The organism is Pectinatus frisingensis (genome assembly GCF_014076555.1).
Lineage (GTDB): Bacteria > Bacillota > Negativicutes > Selenomonadales > Selenomonadaceae > Pectinatus > Pectinatus frisingensis.
The window spans coordinates 2124441-2139487 of the sequence record NZ_CP045424.1 but is presented as its reverse complement, the minus strand read 5'-3'; the positions used below and the strand labels follow the sequence as shown (position 1 = coordinate 2139487).

19 protein-coding genes are annotated in these 15047 nt (G+C 39.9%); 17 read left to right on the top strand and 2 right to left on the bottom strand.

Annotated features, from left to right (window positions below):
* Positions 1–12 precede the first annotated feature (12 nt).
* On the top strand, positions 13–813 hold the full coding sequence (locus F8M42_RS10000) for a Cof-type HAD-IIB family hydrolase (protein ID WP_182186404.1): 801 nt from the start codon (positions 13–15) through the stop codon (positions 811–813).
* A 334-nt stretch (positions 814–1147) separates the two neighbouring features.
* Here F8M42_RS10000 and trpS read toward each other — a convergent pair whose 3' ends face one another.
* Positions 1148–2233: a tryptophan--tRNA ligase gene (trpS, locus tag F8M42_RS09995; protein WP_196598464.1), complete on the bottom strand. Its 1086-nt coding sequence runs from the start codon at positions 2231–2233 to the stop codon at positions 1148–1150.
* A 160-nt stretch (positions 2234–2393) separates the two neighbouring features.
* Here trpS and F8M42_RS09990 point away from each other — a divergent pair, with 160 nt between their 5' ends.
* Both F8M42_RS09990 and F8M42_RS09985 read left to right on the top strand, forming a co-directional pair.
* Positions 2394–2798 carry a thioesterase family protein gene (locus F8M42_RS09990; RefSeq protein ID WP_182186402.1) on the top strand — a complete coding sequence of 135 codons (405 nt, stop codon included), beginning with the start codon at positions 2394–2396 and terminating at the stop codon, positions 2796–2798.
* Complete coding sequence (locus F8M42_RS09985; RefSeq protein WP_182188772.1) at positions 2734–3060, top strand: methyl-accepting chemotaxis protein; 327 nt, start codon at positions 2734–2736, stop codon at positions 3058–3060. The genes F8M42_RS09990 and F8M42_RS09985 overlap by 65 nt, the downstream gene beginning before the upstream one ends.
* A gap of 11 nt (positions 3061–3071) precedes the next feature.
* On the opposite strand, the gene F8M42_RS09980 is transcribed toward F8M42_RS09985, so the two are convergent.
* Positions 3072–3920 carry an AraC family transcriptional regulator gene (locus tag F8M42_RS09980; protein ID WP_182186401.1) on the bottom strand — a complete coding sequence of 283 codons (849 nt, stop codon included), beginning with the start codon at positions 3918–3920 and terminating at the stop codon, positions 3072–3074.
* A 132-nt stretch (positions 3921–4052) separates the two neighbouring features.
* Between F8M42_RS09980 and F8M42_RS09975 the strand changes: the two genes are divergently transcribed.
* The 14 genes from F8M42_RS09975 to secF all read left to right on the top strand — a co-directional run bounded on the left by F8M42_RS09975 (position 4053) and on the right by secF (position 15042).
* Complete coding sequence (locus F8M42_RS09975; RefSeq protein ID WP_182186399.1) at positions 4053–4472, top strand: hypothetical protein; 420 nt, start codon at positions 4053–4055, stop codon at positions 4470–4472.
* A gap of 282 nt (positions 4473–4754) precedes the next feature.
* On the top strand, positions 4755–5414 hold the full coding sequence (gene sdaAB / locus F8M42_RS09970; RefSeq protein WP_182186397.1) for an L-serine ammonia-lyase, iron-sulfur-dependent subunit beta: 660 nt from the start codon (positions 4755–4757) through the stop codon (positions 5412–5414).
* Between the two features lie 46 nt (positions 5415–5460).
* Positions 5461–6333, top strand: coding sequence for an L-serine ammonia-lyase, iron-sulfur-dependent, subunit alpha (gene sdaAA / locus F8M42_RS09965; protein ID WP_182186395.1), 873 nt, complete (start codon positions 5461–5463; stop codon positions 6331–6333).
* Positions 6334–6380: 47 nt separating this feature from the next.
* Positions 6381–7361, top strand: coding sequence for an adenosylcobinamide-phosphate synthase CbiB (gene cbiB / locus F8M42_RS09960; RefSeq protein WP_182186394.1), 981 nt, complete (start codon positions 6381–6383; stop codon positions 7359–7361).
* Between the two features lie 16 nt (positions 7362–7377).
* Positions 7378–7911 carry a cob(I)yrinic acid a,c-diamide adenosyltransferase gene (cobO, locus tag F8M42_RS09955; protein ID WP_182186392.1) on the top strand — a complete coding sequence of 178 codons (534 nt, stop codon included), beginning with the start codon at positions 7378–7380 and terminating at the stop codon, positions 7909–7911.
* A 29-nt stretch (positions 7912–7940) separates the two neighbouring features.
* Positions 7941–8813 carry an ABC transporter ATP-binding protein gene (locus F8M42_RS09950; RefSeq protein WP_182186391.1) on the top strand — a complete coding sequence of 291 codons (873 nt, stop codon included), beginning with the start codon at positions 7941–7943 and terminating at the stop codon, positions 8811–8813.
* Positions 8813–9550: an ABC transporter permease gene (locus F8M42_RS09945; RefSeq protein ID WP_182186389.1), complete on the top strand. Its 738-nt coding sequence runs from the start codon at positions 8813–8815 to the stop codon at positions 9548–9550. The genes F8M42_RS09950 and F8M42_RS09945 overlap by 1 nt, the downstream gene beginning before the upstream one ends.
* Positions 9551–9615: 65 nt before the next feature.
* The gene (gene tgt / locus F8M42_RS09940; RefSeq protein ID WP_182186388.1) at positions 9616–10731 is read left to right on the top strand and encodes a tRNA guanosine(34) transglycosylase Tgt; all 1116 of its coding nucleotides are present in this window, start codon (positions 9616–9618) and stop codon (positions 10729–10731) included.
* Between the two features lie 83 nt (positions 10732–10814).
* Positions 10815–11108, top strand: coding sequence for a preprotein translocase subunit YajC (gene yajC / locus F8M42_RS09935; RefSeq protein ID WP_182186386.1), 294 nt, complete (start codon positions 10815–10817; stop codon positions 11106–11108).
* The gene (locus F8M42_RS09930; RefSeq protein ID WP_182186385.1) at positions 11086–11661 is read left to right on the top strand and encodes a 5-formyltetrahydrofolate cyclo-ligase; all 576 of its coding nucleotides are present in this window, start codon (positions 11086–11088) and stop codon (positions 11659–11661) included. Before yajC ends, F8M42_RS09930 begins: the two co-directional genes overlap by 23 nt.
* 40 nt (positions 11662–11701) lie before the next feature.
* Positions 11702–12412, top strand: a complete 711-nt coding sequence (locus tag F8M42_RS09925; RefSeq protein WP_182186384.1) for a PP2C family protein-serine/threonine phosphatase — start codon at positions 11702–11704, stop codon at positions 12410–12412.
* A 12-nt stretch (positions 12413–12424) separates the two neighbouring features.
* Entirely contained in the window at positions 12425–12769 is a 345-nt protein-coding gene (locus F8M42_RS09920; protein ID WP_182186383.1) for a hypothetical protein, read from the top strand.
* A gap of 117 nt (positions 12770–12886) precedes the next feature.
* The gene (gene secD, locus F8M42_RS09915; protein ID WP_182186382.1) at positions 12887–14119 is read left to right on the top strand and encodes a protein translocase subunit SecD; all 1233 of its coding nucleotides are present in this window, start codon (positions 12887–12889) and stop codon (positions 14117–14119) included.
* On the top strand, positions 14119–15042 hold the full coding sequence (gene secF, locus F8M42_RS09910) for a protein translocase subunit SecF (RefSeq protein ID WP_182188718.1): 924 nt from the start codon (positions 14119–14121) through the stop codon (positions 15040–15042). Before secD ends, secF begins: the two co-directional genes overlap by 1 nt.
* Positions 15043–15047 lie beyond the last annotated feature (5 nt).

The following is a 15047-nucleotide window of genomic DNA, read 5'->3' as shown; positions in this document are numbered from 1 at the left end:
GGGAGAATGCATATGGCAGTAAAATTAATTGTAAGTGATTTGGATGGGACTCTTTTAAACAGCAGGAAAACTGTAAGTGACGCAACGGCGCAAATATTGCAAAAAGCTTCACAAATGGGAATATATACCTCGATAGCAACGGGAAGAATGCATACCTGTGCGGCTTTTTTCGGTAAAAAAATCGACAGCAAGGTGCCAGTGATATCCTGTAATGGCGGTATGATGCGTACTGTTGATACAAATGAATTGATTTATGAAAAATACGTAGATGACTGTGTCGGAGAAGAAATCTTAGCGTTCCTTTTTGCAAATAAAGTATACTGCAGCTGGTATATAGGAATGAAAAATATTGCCCCGTATTTTTCTTGGTCAATGTTTCCCGATTATACAACTGTAGTTCCGTTTAATTTTATTGAAACAGGAAATGACTATAAAAAATACACCCATAAAATAACACAGTTTATTTTGCGTGATAATGAAAAACTACCTCTAAGCATATTGGATTCATTAAATGAAAAATTTGGTAAATATGTGTCTTTTCAGCAAAATACTCAATATACGATAGATATTACGCCGTTAGCCACCACCAAAGCTACTGGATTGCAATCATTAGCCGGATATCTCGGTGTTAAACCGGCAGAGGTAATGGTGCTGGGGGATGGCAGTAACGATTTGGAAATGTTTGAATATGCAGGTATCGCTGTCGCCATGGGAAATGCTGACAACAGTGTTAAGAAAAGGGCAACTTTTATAACAGCAGATTGTGATAATAATGGTGTAGCCGAGGCAATAGGAAAAGTATTGGAAATTTAAGTTTTTATTTGCAGTCTTTTTTGGGTAGTCAATATATTCATATTACGGCAGGGATAAATAAATATGAAAGTAAAATATCGCTGCCGGATGCGGAATATTGATATTGTAAGAGTACAGGTCTTTAATTTGTTTTTGTAAAAAATAAGGGGCCGTCGCATGAACAACATTGACCTCATAAGGATGCAATCCACCACCGCTGCGTGGTTTCCCGCCCTTTTAAGGGCGGACAAAAGGAACAGATGCATATTATGAATGAAAATGGCTGCGTGCGACAACCCCTCAACATGAGCAAAAATTTGTATTAATAATATTAATAAATAATACGATTAATTATTTATCCTTGAAAGCGTTTTACTTGTTCTTTTATAAGTTCATCATCATCAAAATAATTTATTTTCATGGCGCTTTTTACTGCTTTCAAAGTCTGGGCAGCAACTGCGCGTGCTCTTTGGCTGCCATCTTGCAGCATTTTATATATGGCAGGAATATTTTTCTCAAGTTCAGTACGGCGTTTCTTTATCGGCTCAAGATATTCCATTAATATGGCATAAAGGAATTTTTTTACCTTAACATCACCTAGACCACCGCGCTGGTAGTGGGCCTTTAATTCGTCTAGATTGTTATAATCTGGCAGATAGCGTTTGAAATGTTCTGCAGTGCAGAAAGCGTCAAGATAAGTAAAAACAGTGTTGCCGGCGATTTTCCCTGGATCACTGAGACGTATATGGTCAGGATCGGTATACATATTCATTACCTTTTTTTTGATTTCATCGGCGGTTTCTGATAAATAAATGCAGTTGCCAATAGATTTGCTCATTTTTGCTTTTCCATCAATACCAGGCAGACGTTGGCATACCTCATTGCTGGGTAAAAGTATATCCGGTTCAGTTAAAGCTTTACCATAAGTGCTATTGAATTTGCGAACTATTTCTCTGGTTTGCTCAAGCATCGGCATTTGGTCTTCGCCTACCGGGACGGTTGTGGCCTGGAAAGCTGTTATATCTGCAGCCTGACTGATGGGATAGGTGAAAAATCCGACAGGAATGCTGGTTTCGAAATTTCTTGACTGAATTTCTGCTTTCACTGTAGGATTACGCTGCAAGCGTGAAACTGTTACCAAATTCATGTAATAAGCACATAATTCCGGTAGTTGAGGAATTTGTGATTGTATAAAAATTGTCGATTTTTCCGGGTCAAGACCGCAAGCCAGATAATCAAGTGCAACTTCAATTATATTTTGTCGTATTTTTTCTGGATTATCAGCATTATCAGTGAGAGCTTGGGCATCAGCAATCATAATGAATATTTTATCGTATGTACCTGAATTTTGTAATTTTACACGTTCCCGCAAAGAACCGACATAATGGCCTATATGCAATCTTCCGGTAGGACGATCTCCCGTTAAGATAATTTTTGCCACGCATATTCCTCCAATTGGATATATAATAGTATATATTAAAACTATATCTATTATAGCAGTTTTTATTGTATAGTAATAGAAAAAGATTCCTGTCGCAATAATGCAGGAGGGGAAAATTTATACAAAAAGCTGCGGTAATGATAAAAAGAGGGGTAATCATATGGAAGTAACTGAAAAGGTCAAAGTCGGTATGGTAAAAAAGGTAAGCAGTATTGTGGATAAGAATAATACTGCTTTGGCAATGAAAAGCGGGACTCTTGAAGTTTATGCGACACCGGCTATGACTGCATTGATGGAGCAGGCCGCAGCGGAACTGTTGCAAACAGTTTTACCGGAAGGCTGGACTTCGGTAGGAATAGCGATGTCCGTTGTTCATACCAGTGCGTCACCAGTGGGAATGAAGGTTAAGGCCGAAGCTAAAGTTATTGCTGTTGACAGACGTAAAGTATCTTATGAAGTGGTTGCTTTTGATGAGGTCGGTGAAATAGGCAAGGGCAGTCATGAAAGATTTGCTGTGGAAAAGGAAAAATTTTTACAAAAAGCTGCCAGTAGAAAAAATAATTAATACAGTAGAGGTTGATTCATTAGCACAGGAAATATTAGAAGTGGCTGGATATATTGAAAATATGCCGGACAAAACTGATGTGATGTTTAAGGCAAGTGTTGACATTAACAATATCAGTGAGCAAAGTGCCCAGGAAACACAAAGTGTGGCGGCAGCAATAGAAGAACAGTCGGCATCAGTAAAGGAGATAGCGGCAGCCAGCCATAATTTGTCACAATTGGCATGCGATTTACAGGAAAAAGTGCAGAATTTTAAAATATAGATACTAAACCGTCAATGCTTAAAAAAATTGTTATTACGGTACTGTGTGGGTGTTTGATGAAATAATTCTTTAAAGGCCCGGGAAAATGTGGAATAATCACGAAAACCGCAATCAAAACATATCTTGGTGAGGGAAATGTCAGATGATAGCAAAGTACGAGCCTGTAATAAACGTTTATTGGAAATATATTGATGGATGCTATAACCGGTGGCATCTTTAAAACGGCGCATCATGTGATATTTGCTCATAAAGAATTTCGTTGATAAAGTGTCAATTGTTAATTCTTCTGATAAATTGTCATTGATATATTTTAAAAGCGGTAAAATTTTCTTATCATAAACGGCTACATGTATCTCATTTAGCTCGTGACTGAGCAGGGATCTGTTTAATAGTATCATAAATTCAATAAATAATATTTCAGTATAAAGATTATTAGCAAAATCATTTTGGCGGGCTGTATGCTCAAGCTTTTCCATATGATAAAGCAGATCATGGCTTTTGCCGGGGGTTAAATGCATAACACTGGAACTGCTGCGGGCCAGGGTAAAACAGTTAGCTAAATCTTCTTGCTGCCGTGTGTATTTTTGTAAAAAATCCGGAGCAACATATATTACTATCCGATCATAGGGAATGTTGGAATCAGCTATTGGGCGGTGAATTTCACCGGCACTGACAAAAATTATATCATGCGGTATTAATGGGTATGACTTGCCTTCTATTATATAATCGACTTTGCCACTGATAAACAAGATAATCTTGTGAAAGTCGTGATAGTGAAAGGGTACGGGAGCTAAACGGTCTTTAAGGCGAAAGACTTTAAATTCCGGAATTAGATACCCTTTTTTTTCATAATTTTCCATGGAAGTGTTCTCCTTAACCAAATATCTATTGAAATATTATAAAGCATTTTTTGCAATATAAAAAGCATATTTAGCATTTTAACTGTATATGATGCCTGATATACTAATACTAATGAAAGGCGGAGGCGATATATGATGCATGTGGTTATGAATTTTCTATACGGAGATATTGAATATATGGTATACGAAGCGGTTGATTATATGCCGGGATCGGCAAGCATGGAATTGCTTTGCAGTCGTAAATATGGTATCGGTGCCGACCGTATGCTGATTTTTACTGATGCACATACTGAACCGTCCTTTCGGGTATTCACAGCCGCGGGGGAAGAAGTAGCTGCGGTTGAACAGGATTTTTTGGTTTTTGCCTATTATTTGCGGCAGCAGAATGTACCGGGGAATGCTGCTGAAATTGTCAGAGTTTTAGGTGATCAGACATTGATCAAAGTTAAAAATATCGAGAAGGATTTATCGACGATAGAAATACATTTAACTGACAATTTTTGCGAAAAGATGCGTAAATTAGATAAAAAAAATAGTAGTTTAGCTTGCTAACCTGATTAGAATACAGACCATGACCATTTTTTATGGCAGTTTTCTAATTTTACAATATTATAATATTTAAAGACAGCCTGTTATTATGCAAGATAGCAGGCTGTCTTTGTGTCTATAATCGGATATTTGCATGGATATAAATATTAAATCGTAGCAATGTGCTTATAAGATAAGCATAAATGAAATCCTTGCGTGAGATAAAGTAGTTGTATGATAAACAAGAAAGCATATGGTATAATAAAAGCAATTTGATATATTGTAGTGCTTAATCGGGAGGATGACATGGGAGTATTTGATATAATTGGTCCGGTAATGATCGGACCATCAAGTTCTCATACTGCTGGTGCGGCCAGGATCGGTCTGCTGGCACGTCATATTTTAAAATCTGAGCCGACTGCGGTAAAAATAATATTTTATGGTTCGTTTGCTAAAACTTACCGCGGACATGGTACGGATAGAGCAATAGTAGCCGGACTATTAGGGTATGGTGCGGACAATCCGGCGATAAGAAATGCTTTTTCTTTTGCTGCTGAAAAAAAACTGCCCGTGAATATCGAAACATCTGAAAAAGAAATGCTGCATCCTAATACGGTAAAACTGGAACTTACGGGAATTGATGGGAAAAAGATGGAAATTGTCGGGGTGTCATTAGGCGGCGGTAAAGTATCAATATGTGAAATTAATGGTTTTGCTGCTGATGTACGCGGTGAAGAATATACACTTTTGATGGTTTATAATGATCAAAGAGGTGTAGTGGCTGTGGTTTCATCGTTACTATCGGAAAAAGATATCAACATTTCCCGGATGAGAGTTTTTCGTAAAGGTAAACATCAAGAAGCGGTAATGATAATTGATACCGATAGTGAAGTACCGGATGATGTGGTGCAAAAAATAAATTCATTGGAGATAATGAGTGTCGTGATAGCTATTGATCCGCTTTGAAAAAATGTTGCATAATAAGATAATTGAATTGCAGGTGGAATAATAGATGTTCGAATATAGAACATTGGCTGACTTGCTGGCATTGGCGCAGCAGCATGATATGTCTGTTGCACAGGTAGTTTTGCAGCGTGAAGCTGAAGAATATGAGATTACTAAAGCAGAAGTAATAGAAAAAATGCAGATGAGAATTAAGGTATGTGCTGATTCAGTTAAAGAGGGACTTTATGATCAACGGTTGTCAATGAGCGGCATGGTGGGAAGAGATGCTGAAAAAATTGAGCATATGGACCCGCTTTTATTGGGAAATATCGGACACCGGGCGTTGCTATACGCATTGGCAGTGAGTGAAGGAAATGCTAAAATGCATAAAATTGTTGCCTGCCCGACAGCGGGTTCGTGCGGTATTGTACCGGCTGCCGTTTTTGCCGTCGGTGAAGCTAAAGGGGCAAACCAGGAAAGATATTGCAATGCTTTTTTTACTGCGGCAGGGATAGGAAATGTTATTGCCAAAAACGCTTGTATAGCAGGAGCTGTTGGTGGATGTCAGGCTGAATGCGGTACGGCTGCAGCAATGGCGGCAGCGGCTGTGGTGGATATATTGGGAGGCAGCAGTGAACAATTGATGCAGGCAGCAACACTGGCTTTGAAAAATACTTTGGGACTTGTTTGTGATCCGGTGGCAGAATTAGTAGAAGTACCTTGTGTAAAACGTAATGGATTTTATGCGGTGCACGCACTGACTGCAGCAGAAATGGCTATGGCCGGAGTGAAGAGTGTCATACCGCCGGATGAAGTTGTTACTGCTATGTATGAAATTGGCCGTATGATACCGGTAGCCTTAAGGGAAACATCAGAAGGCGGACTTGCCAAGACGCCCACAGCAAGAACCATACAAAAAAAATTACAACATATGAATTAGAAAATATTTGTCGACAAGAATAAGATGCAACGGGGGTAGATGACGGTATGGTACCGGCAATAATAGCAATATCCGCCTTTATAATAGATACAATTATTGGTGATCCGGATAGCAAATTCCATCCTGTAGCATTGATGGGGAAAGGTATAGCAGGACTCGAACATATATTGCGGCGTGATAAGAATAATAAATGGTTGAATTTAATAATGGGAATGATATTTTCTTTGGTATTATTGGCTGCATCTTACGCTATTACTTGGGGAATATTATGGGGCATGGAGAAATTTGCTCTTAATTGGTGGCTCAGGCTTATGGTCGAGGCATTGCTGCTAAGTTTTATGATTTCACCAAAAGCGCTCATGCAGGCTGGTGAGGGTGTAATTAACAGTTTATTGCACGATGATATAGAAATGGCTCGACGGAAAGTACACTATATCGTCGGACGGGATGTCGATGCAATGGAAGAACCGGAACTGGTGAGAGCAACAGTTGAAACAATTGCAGAAAATACTACTGATGGGATAATTGCGCCATTGTTTTATTTTTTTATCGGCGGGCTGCCATGGGCGGTTTTGTACCGAATGGCCAATACATTGGATTCAATGGTCGGTTATAAGAATGATAAGTATTTTTATTTTGGTAAGGCTTCAGCGCGTATTGATGACGCGCTCAATCTTGTTCCGGCTCGTTTAACCGGTGTTTTAATGATAGTGGCCGCAGCCATTTTACATTTTGACTATAAAAATGCTTGGAAAATGATGAAGCGCGATGCCAAGAAACATCCGAGTCCCAACGGCGGCTTCACAGAAGCGGCTATGGCCGGGGCTCTTGATATAAGACTGGGCGGGCAAAATTTTTATTTTGGACAGCCGCATTTTCGTGCTTATATGGGAGATATTTGTGAGCGTCTGTGCTCAAGACATATTATTTCTGCTATACAAATAATGTATACGACTACTGTATTGTTTATTGCACTGGTAATAGTACTATTGCCTGTTGTGCCGGCATGGTGGCATAATGGCCTTTGATACTAGGAGGGAAAATATGGATACGAAAGGGCTTGTCATAGTTAATACGGGCAATGGCAAGGGGAAAACGACCGCGGCTTTAGGACTGGCAATAAGAGCCTGGGGAGAAAATATGCGAGTGCTTATAATTCAATTTATCAAAGGCGGCTGGCGATACGGAGAACTCAATACTCTGCAGGCACTGCCGGGAGAACGGATAAAGATAATACAGATGGGGGAAGGTTTTACTCATAAAGATACCGGAGTAGAGCAAAAAGAACATATAAAAGCTGCCCGAACGGCTTGGCAAAAAGCATTGGAGGAAGAAACCAGCGGTGAATGGGATATGCTGATTCTCGATGAAATAAATTATGCAGTAAAGTTTAATTTGTTGACAGAAGAAGATGTATTGCAGCTTATTTCTAAAAAACCGGCGAAATTGCACTTAGTATTGACAGGACGTGATGCGCGGGATAGTATAATTGCCGAAGCCGATTTGGTGACTGAGATGAAAGAAATAAAACATCCTTATGCAAAAGGAATAAAGGCACAAAAGGGTATTGAGTTTTAGTGTCGGTATAATGAAGAGAGGGATGCTTATTGCTGTGTCTTGAAGGTGTTAGGAAAGTTTTTCCCTATAAAAATGCTGCGGGAAAAGATGATCTTAAAGTGGCTGTTGCCGGATTGGATCTGCAAATCAATAAAGGGGAAATTTTTGGATTGCTGGGACCAAATGGTGCGGGCAAAACGACTATTATACGGATGCTCACTTTGCTGACTAAGCCGACGGCAGGAAAAATATATTATGATGATTTAGATACGGCGATTGCTGCCAAACAGATCAAGCAATTAATTGGTGTTGTTCCACAACATATAAATTTTGATCAGGACTTGACAGTGGGAGAAAATATGCAGCTGCATGGGCGGCTGCACCATATACCTGCTAAGAAAAGGAAAATTATAATAGATAAGCTGCTGAATTACGTTGAACTGACTGATCGGATTAATGATAATGTACGGGCATTATCAGGTGGTATGAAACGGCGTCTGCTGATTGTGCGGGCACTTATGCATGAGCCGGACATATTGTTTCTGGATGAACCGACTGTCGCTCTTGATCCTCAGGTACGCCGGCGCATCTGGGATTTAATAAGGAAGATGCAGCGTAGTGGTGTAACTATAGTTTTGACTACTCATTACATTGAAGAAGCCGAAGCTTTGTGTGACAGAGTTGCGATAATGAATAAGGGGAGACTTATAGCACTTGATACTCCGCAGGCTTTACAGCAAAAAATTGGCAGTTATGTGGTTGAATGGGATAACGAAAAGACGGAACGTGAGTTTAAGATATTTCACAGCAAAGATGAAGCAAAAACTTTTGCTGATAATCTTTTTCAAGAAAATATATTGCGCCGTCATGCTAATTTAGAGGATGTATTTGTTGAGCTGACAGGAAGAAGGGTGAATAAGTGATGCTGTATGACATTATTACGGCTTTTTGGCGTGATTGGATAGTATTAAAACGTCGTATGATAAAATTTATCTTGAGCCGTATGGTAGCACCGATTCTTTATCTGGTGGCATTTGGCTGGGGACTTGGCCGCAGTATCACGACTGGTGGCGGGGCATACATTAACTTTCTGGTGCCCGGGATACTGGCCTTGAATTCGATGAATATTTCCTTTAACAGTTTAACATCACTGCATGGTGAACGAGTTTATCATAAGAGTATTGAAGAATATTTTACGGCACCGATAAATCCATTGTCATTTGCTATTGGGAAAATATTGGCAGCTATATTACGGGGAATGATTTCTTCAGCAATTATAATAATATTGGCATATGCTTTTGGTGCTGATTTTACAATAACGCCGCTATTTTTGCTGGTGTTGATATTAAACTGTGCGATATTTGCTGAAATTGGTTTTTATGCGGCGATGACCATTGCTTCATATGAAGACATGGGAAGATTTAATACATATATTTTGTTACCGATGTCTTTTTTATGCGGCACGTTTTTCTCTCCGGATAAACTGCCCACAGCATTTTATTATTTTGTGCATATACTGCCATTGACACATACAAGTCTTTTGCTGCGGGGAATTGGCAGTGGAGGAGTGCCAAATATGATATCAGTAGCCGTTTTACTGTTTTATGTGATTACTTGTTTCAGTTTGTGCGTTTATGTGACAAAAAAAGCGCAGGAATAATCGACCTGAAGAATGGGATTTTGCGTTATAATTTTATCTATTGAATATAATTGTGAGGAAAATTAATGCCAGCTATTACATATGAGTTAATAAAACAATGTTCTGAAACCGGAGCACGAGCGGGGATCATTCATACACCGCACGGCAGTTTTGAAACGCCGATTTTTATGCCTGTGGGGACACAAGCATCAGTAAAAGCTATGTCACCGGAGGAATTAAAGCAGATAGGCGCCGGGATAATTTTGAGTAATACATATCATTTATTTTTACGGCCCGGTTCCGGATTGATTCGTGAGGCGGGCGGTCTGCATAAATTCATGAACTGGGATAGAGGTATTTTGACCGATAGCGGTGGATTTCAGGTGTTTAGTCTGGGAGCTTTGCGCAAAATATCGGAAGAAGGAGTTGCTTTTCGCTCTCATATTGATGGTTCACAAAAGTTCTTATCACCGGAAATAGCCACAAAAATTCAAATGGAACTGGGATCTGACATTGTCATGGCGTTTGATGAATGTATTCCTTATCCGGCAGATTATGATTATGCGAAAAAATCAACAGAAAGAACATTACGCTGGGCGCAGCGCTGTAAAAATACACTTACAAGTTCTGGTCAGGGATTGTTTGGTATTGTGCAGGGGGGAATGTATAAAGAACTACGCAAAGACTGCGCTGAAAGATTGGTCGCGATGGATTTGCCAGGCTACGCTATCGGCGGATTAAGCGTGGGTGAGCCGAAAGAAATGATGTATGACGTGCTTGATTATACTACCGGTTACCTGCCGCAAAATAAACCGCGTTATTTAATGGGGGTTGGGACTCCGGATTGTTTGGCAGAAGGTGTAAAACGCGGTATTGATATGTTTGACTGTGTTTTTCCGACACGTGTGGCTCGTAATGGAACAGCAATGACATGGCAGGGACGGATGATCATAAAAAATGCTGAATTTGAACATGATTTTTCTCCAATTGATGAAAACTGCGGATGCTATGCCTGCCGTAATTATTCGCGGGCTTATATCAGACATTTAGTACGGGTAAACGAGATTTTCGGTCTGCGGTTGCTGACAACCCATAATCTATATTTTCTCATTGATTTTATGCGGAAAATGCGCCGGGCAATTATTGAAGATCGCTTTGTTGAATTTCATAATAAATTTGCTGCACAATATAAAATAAAGTAGAGGAGTAATTTTATATTATGTCGAAATGTATAATAAGTTATGCTTTTATTAATCATGATTTTATTTAAGGAGTGTTTTTATTAATGGATATGGAGCAATTGCAAGCTTTTGCTTTTCCGGTATTACTAGTTGTGATTTTTTATTTTCTTTTGTATCGCCCACAGAAAAAACAACAAAAGAAACGCCAGGCAATGATTGAATCAATTAAAGTGGGGAGCAGGGTAATTACTGTCGGCGGTGTGTATGGCGAAGTGACTTCGCTCAATGAAGATCGGGCACGTTTAAAAATAGCAGATAATGTGGAAATTGAAGTATCACGTGCCGCCATTGGCAGTAATATAAGCAAGCAAAAAAATGATGCGGAAAATGCAAAGTAAAAAGAACTTACGCAAAGCATCGCTGTTGTTCAGGCGCAGTCTCACATCGCAGCAGCTGTCCCAATATAGTGCTGACATATGCAGACAGGTGTTGTCATTACCAGTCTATCAGCAGTCTGAGTGTGTTATGGCATTCGCGTCGATGCCGGATGAAGTTCAAACACAGGATATTTTACAAGATGTTCTGCGGCGGGGGAAAATTTTATGCCTGCCTTATATAGAAGATTTGACTAATGGTATCATGCGGGCTGCTGTAGTGCAGGATTTGGCAAAGCTTACAGCGGGTAAGTCAAATATTTTGACTGTTGCGGCAGATGAAAGGCACTTTGTTGATCCAAGTGATATTGATCTGATAATTGTGCCGGGAGTTGCTTTTTCTTCTTCTAAACAGAGATTGGGGATGGGGGGCGGTTTTTATGACCGCTTTTTGCCTAAAGCAGCCGGAGCTGTTAAAGCCGGAGTATTTTTTGCCGGACAGGAAGCAGCGGTATTACCTGTGGAACCACATGACATACTGTTAGATATGGTCATTACGGAGAAAAAAATTTTTTAATAAATTATTTTATTAAGAACGATGGGGAAGTCTGTCTGTTATGGAAATAAAAGTGGCTATGGCTAAAACTACTCGTTATGCGATGGAATTCAGCGGTGATACCAGTGATGTGGCAGAACGGCCGCAAGGCGGTTTATCGCTTATACTGGCCGATGGACAGGGACATGGACTATCGGCACATCATACTAGCGGGTTAGTGGTAAACCGGGCAGTTTCGTTGATTGGTGATGGAACTCGTGACGGTGCAGTTGCACGTGCTGTGCATGATTATTTATACGCAGTCAAGGATAAAAAGGTTTCCTGTACGCTTACTGTTATCAGTGCTGATCTCGATACACAGACCATGGTTATAAGCCGTAATTCCAATTGTCCCGTTATTATTAAAACTGATGATTATGTTTGCGTATATGACGACAATGTAAATCCGATTGGTGTGCATCACCATACTAAGCCGCTTATCTATGAATTGCCGATAACACCGGGGATGGTAATTGTATCTTATACAGACGGAATACAGTCAGCCGGCAGAAAAACAATTGGTAAAACGGCTGATTTTGATAAAATAATGGACATTGTAAAGGAAAATTCGGCTGAAGACGTTGATTTTATTGTTAACAGCATTATGGAATATGCATTGCAGCTTGATGAAAATAAAGCCGGTGATGATATGACAGTTGTGGCTATGAGCGTATGTGAAAAGGATAATCCACCGGTGCGGGTCAGCCGGGTAAATGTAGTATTTCCATTTTAACGGAGAGACAGCATGAAAATTATGGTCGTTGGCGTTTGTGCATCGGGTAAATCCACATTGGTCGGGAAATTGCAGGAAAAAGGCTATGACGCCTGTAATATAGCCCAGGAACATTCCTGTGTAAAAAGGCTTTGGCTGAAAAGAAAACCGGATTTGCTCATAGTGCTTGATGCCACGTTGATGACAGTACAGAAACGCCGCCGTGAACGGTGGACGCAAGAACATATAGATATACAACATGACAGATTATCTGATGCCCGTAGTCATGCCGACTTGTATCTGCTGACGGATAAGCTGACACCAATTGAGGTACTATCAATTGTAGTTGATTTTATTGAATCACGACAATGTGATTGAAATATGGAAAAATTGACATTATGTATTTGATATGGCTATAATAAAAACAGATTGTATCAAAATGATTATGATTATTTTTTATTTTGGGGATAAAGAATTTATTTTGGAGGGATATTGTTGAAGCGGGAAAGTTTTGTAAAGCTCGCTGTCGTAGTCATATGCGTTGTGGTCGCATTTATTGCATTTATTAAGCCATTAGCATATTCGATACGGCAAGGTCTCGACTTACAGGGTGGGACACATGTAGTTTTGGAAGGGGTAGATACTCCACAAGCAAAAGTTAATGATGATGCGATGAATCGTGTTGTTAAGATAATGGAAAATCGTGTTAATGCTATGGGACTGACTGAGCCAGTCATCCAGCGTGAAGGACAAAACCGCATTATTGTCGAACTGCCCGGTGTAAAAGATCCGGATAAAGCTATTGATGTACTTGGCAAAACGGCAATGCTTGAATTTAAAGATGAAGACGGTAACGTCGGACTTACCGGGACCGATTTGAAGGATGCCCGCGAAGAAACCGACCAACAGGGACAAAATCTCGTTTCATTGGAATTCAGTGATGAAGGAGCTAAAAAGTTTGCTGATCTGACAGCTGAAAATGTTGGCAGAACTATTGCAATTGTTCTTGATGGCAATGTTTTAACGGCGCCTAATGTTAAAGAACCAATTACTGGTGGCAAGGCGGTCATAACCGGTAACCGTTCTATTGAAGAAGCACACAATCTGGCATTGCTGCTGCGCTCCGGGGCGCTGCCGGTAAAAGTACAGGTTGTAGAAACACGTACGGTAGGACCGACACTGGGACAAGATTCAAAGGACAAAAGTGAATTTGCCTTTGCCATTGGTGTGGGTGCAGTAATTTTGTTTATGTTGGTATTTTATCGAGTGTCTGGATTTATTGCTGACATAAGCTTGATGGCGTATGTGCTGATTTTGTTGTTCCTTTTGAAAATGCTGGATGCAACGCTCACTCTGCCGGGGATAGCAGGTATTATATTATCGGTAGGGATGGCTGTTGATGCCAATGTTCTTATCTTTGAGCATTTTAAAGAGGAAATGCGATTCGGAAAAACGATTCGCGCTTCAATGAATGCTGGATTTAAACGTGCTTTTGTGACTATATTGGATTCACATTTGACGACAATAATAGCATCTGTTGTTTTGTTTTTCTTTGGAACCGGACCTATAAAGGGGTTTGCCATTACTTTAGGGTTAGGTGCAGTATTGAGCTTGTTTACGGCGACAACAATGACACAATATCAGATGAAATGGCTTATCGGTGCTGATATAGTACATAATCATCGCCTTTTTGGCGCATCTTTGTTTTCAGAAAAGGCGGTGAAATGATGAATAGATTTGATATAGTTGGTCATCGCAAGATATGGTATACTTTTTCATCGTTGATAATAATAGCCGGGCTTATCTGTATGTTTACCAAGGGGTTTAATCTGGGAATTGATTTTACCGGTGGTACATTAATCAATCTGGAGTTTGAAAATACTGTTGATATAAATGATATCCGGTCAGCAATGAATGACTATGGGCTGGGAAACAGTCAGATACAGATGTCGGGTAATGCCAGTAGTGATACAAAAGCACAGAACGTAATGATAAGGACAAAAGATTTGTCGCAGACAGAGCGTCAGGAAGTCATGACTGACTTACAAAACAAGTTAGGCGATTATAAAGTATTGCGTGAAGAAAAAGTTGGCGCAACCATCGGGAAAGATCTTATAATGAATGCCGTTTGGGCGACGTTGATATCATGGCTGTTGATAATTGCTTATATTTCCTATCGGTTTGAATTCAAATTTGGGTTGGCGGCAGTATTGGCATTAGTGCATGATACGTTGGTAGTGCTCAGTGTATTTTCTCTGACGCAAAAAGAAATAGATTCTTCTTTCATTGCGGCTATTTTAACTATAGTAGGCTATTCGGTAACAGATACCATAGTTATATTTGATCGTATTCGCGAAAATCTGAAATTACATTTTAAACGCGGTGGCGATATTGAAGAATTGGCCAACCGCAGTATTTATCAGACTTTGACACGGTCTATTTATACGGTGACGACGGTATTGGTAACAGCCGTTGCATTATATGTGTTTGGCGGAGATACAACGAAAGATTTTGCGTTTGCATTGATAGTCGGATTTGCCTTTGGTTCGTATTCTTCTATTTTTACGGCTACACCGCTCTGGGTGACTTTTCGTGAATATGGGGAAAGACGCAGGGCAAAAAGAAAAGTCGTGGCTAATCCGGTAAAATGACTAAT

Coding starts and splice junctions, on each gene's coding strand:
- F8M42_RS10000 (WP_182186404.1), top strand. CDS start 13: ATGGCAGTAAAATTAATTGTAAGTGATTTGGATGGGACTCTTTTAAAC.
- F8M42_RS09990 (WP_182186402.1), top strand. CDS start 2,394: ATGGAAGTAACTGAAAAGGTCAAAGTCGGTATGGTAAAAAAGGTAAGC.
- F8M42_RS09985 (WP_182188772.1), top strand. CDS start 2,734: ATGAAAGATTTGCTGTGGAAAAGGAAAAATTTTTACAAAAAGCTGCCA.
- F8M42_RS09980 (WP_182186401.1), bottom strand. CDS start 3,920: ATGGAAAATTATGAAAAAAAAGGGTATCTAATTCCGGAATTTAAAGTC.
- F8M42_RS09975 (WP_182186399.1), top strand. CDS start 4,053: ATGATGCATGTGGTTATGAATTTTCTATACGGAGATATTGAATATATG.
- sdaAB (WP_182186397.1), top strand. CDS start 4,755: ATGGGAGTATTTGATATAATTGGTCCGGTAATGATCGGACCATCAAGT.
- sdaAA (WP_182186395.1), top strand. CDS start 5,461: ATGTTCGAATATAGAACATTGGCTGACTTGCTGGCATTGGCGCAGCAG.
- cbiB (WP_182186394.1), top strand. CDS start 6,381: ATGGTACCGGCAATAATAGCAATATCCGCCTTTATAATAGATACAATT.
- cobO (WP_182186392.1), top strand. CDS start 7,378: ATGGATACGAAAGGGCTTGTCATAGTTAATACGGGCAATGGCAAGGGG.
- F8M42_RS09945 (WP_182186389.1), top strand. CDS start 8,813: ATGCTGTATGACATTATTACGGCTTTTTGGCGTGATTGGATAGTATTA.
- tgt (WP_182186388.1), top strand. CDS start 9,616: ATGCCAGCTATTACATATGAGTTAATAAAACAATGTTCTGAAACCGGA.
- yajC (WP_182186386.1), top strand. CDS start 10,815: ATGGATATGGAGCAATTGCAAGCTTTTGCTTTTCCGGTATTACTAGTT.
- F8M42_RS09930 (WP_182186385.1), top strand. CDS start 11,086: ATGATGCGGAAAATGCAAAGTAAAAAGAACTTACGCAAAGCATCGCTG.
- F8M42_RS09925 (WP_182186384.1), top strand. CDS start 11,702: ATGGAAATAAAAGTGGCTATGGCTAAAACTACTCGTTATGCGATGGAA.
- F8M42_RS09920 (WP_182186383.1), top strand. CDS start 12,425: ATGAAAATTATGGTCGTTGGCGTTTGTGCATCGGGTAAATCCACATTG.
- secF (WP_182188718.1), top strand. CDS start 14,119: ATGAATAGATTTGATATAGTTGGTCATCGCAAGATATGGTATACTTTT.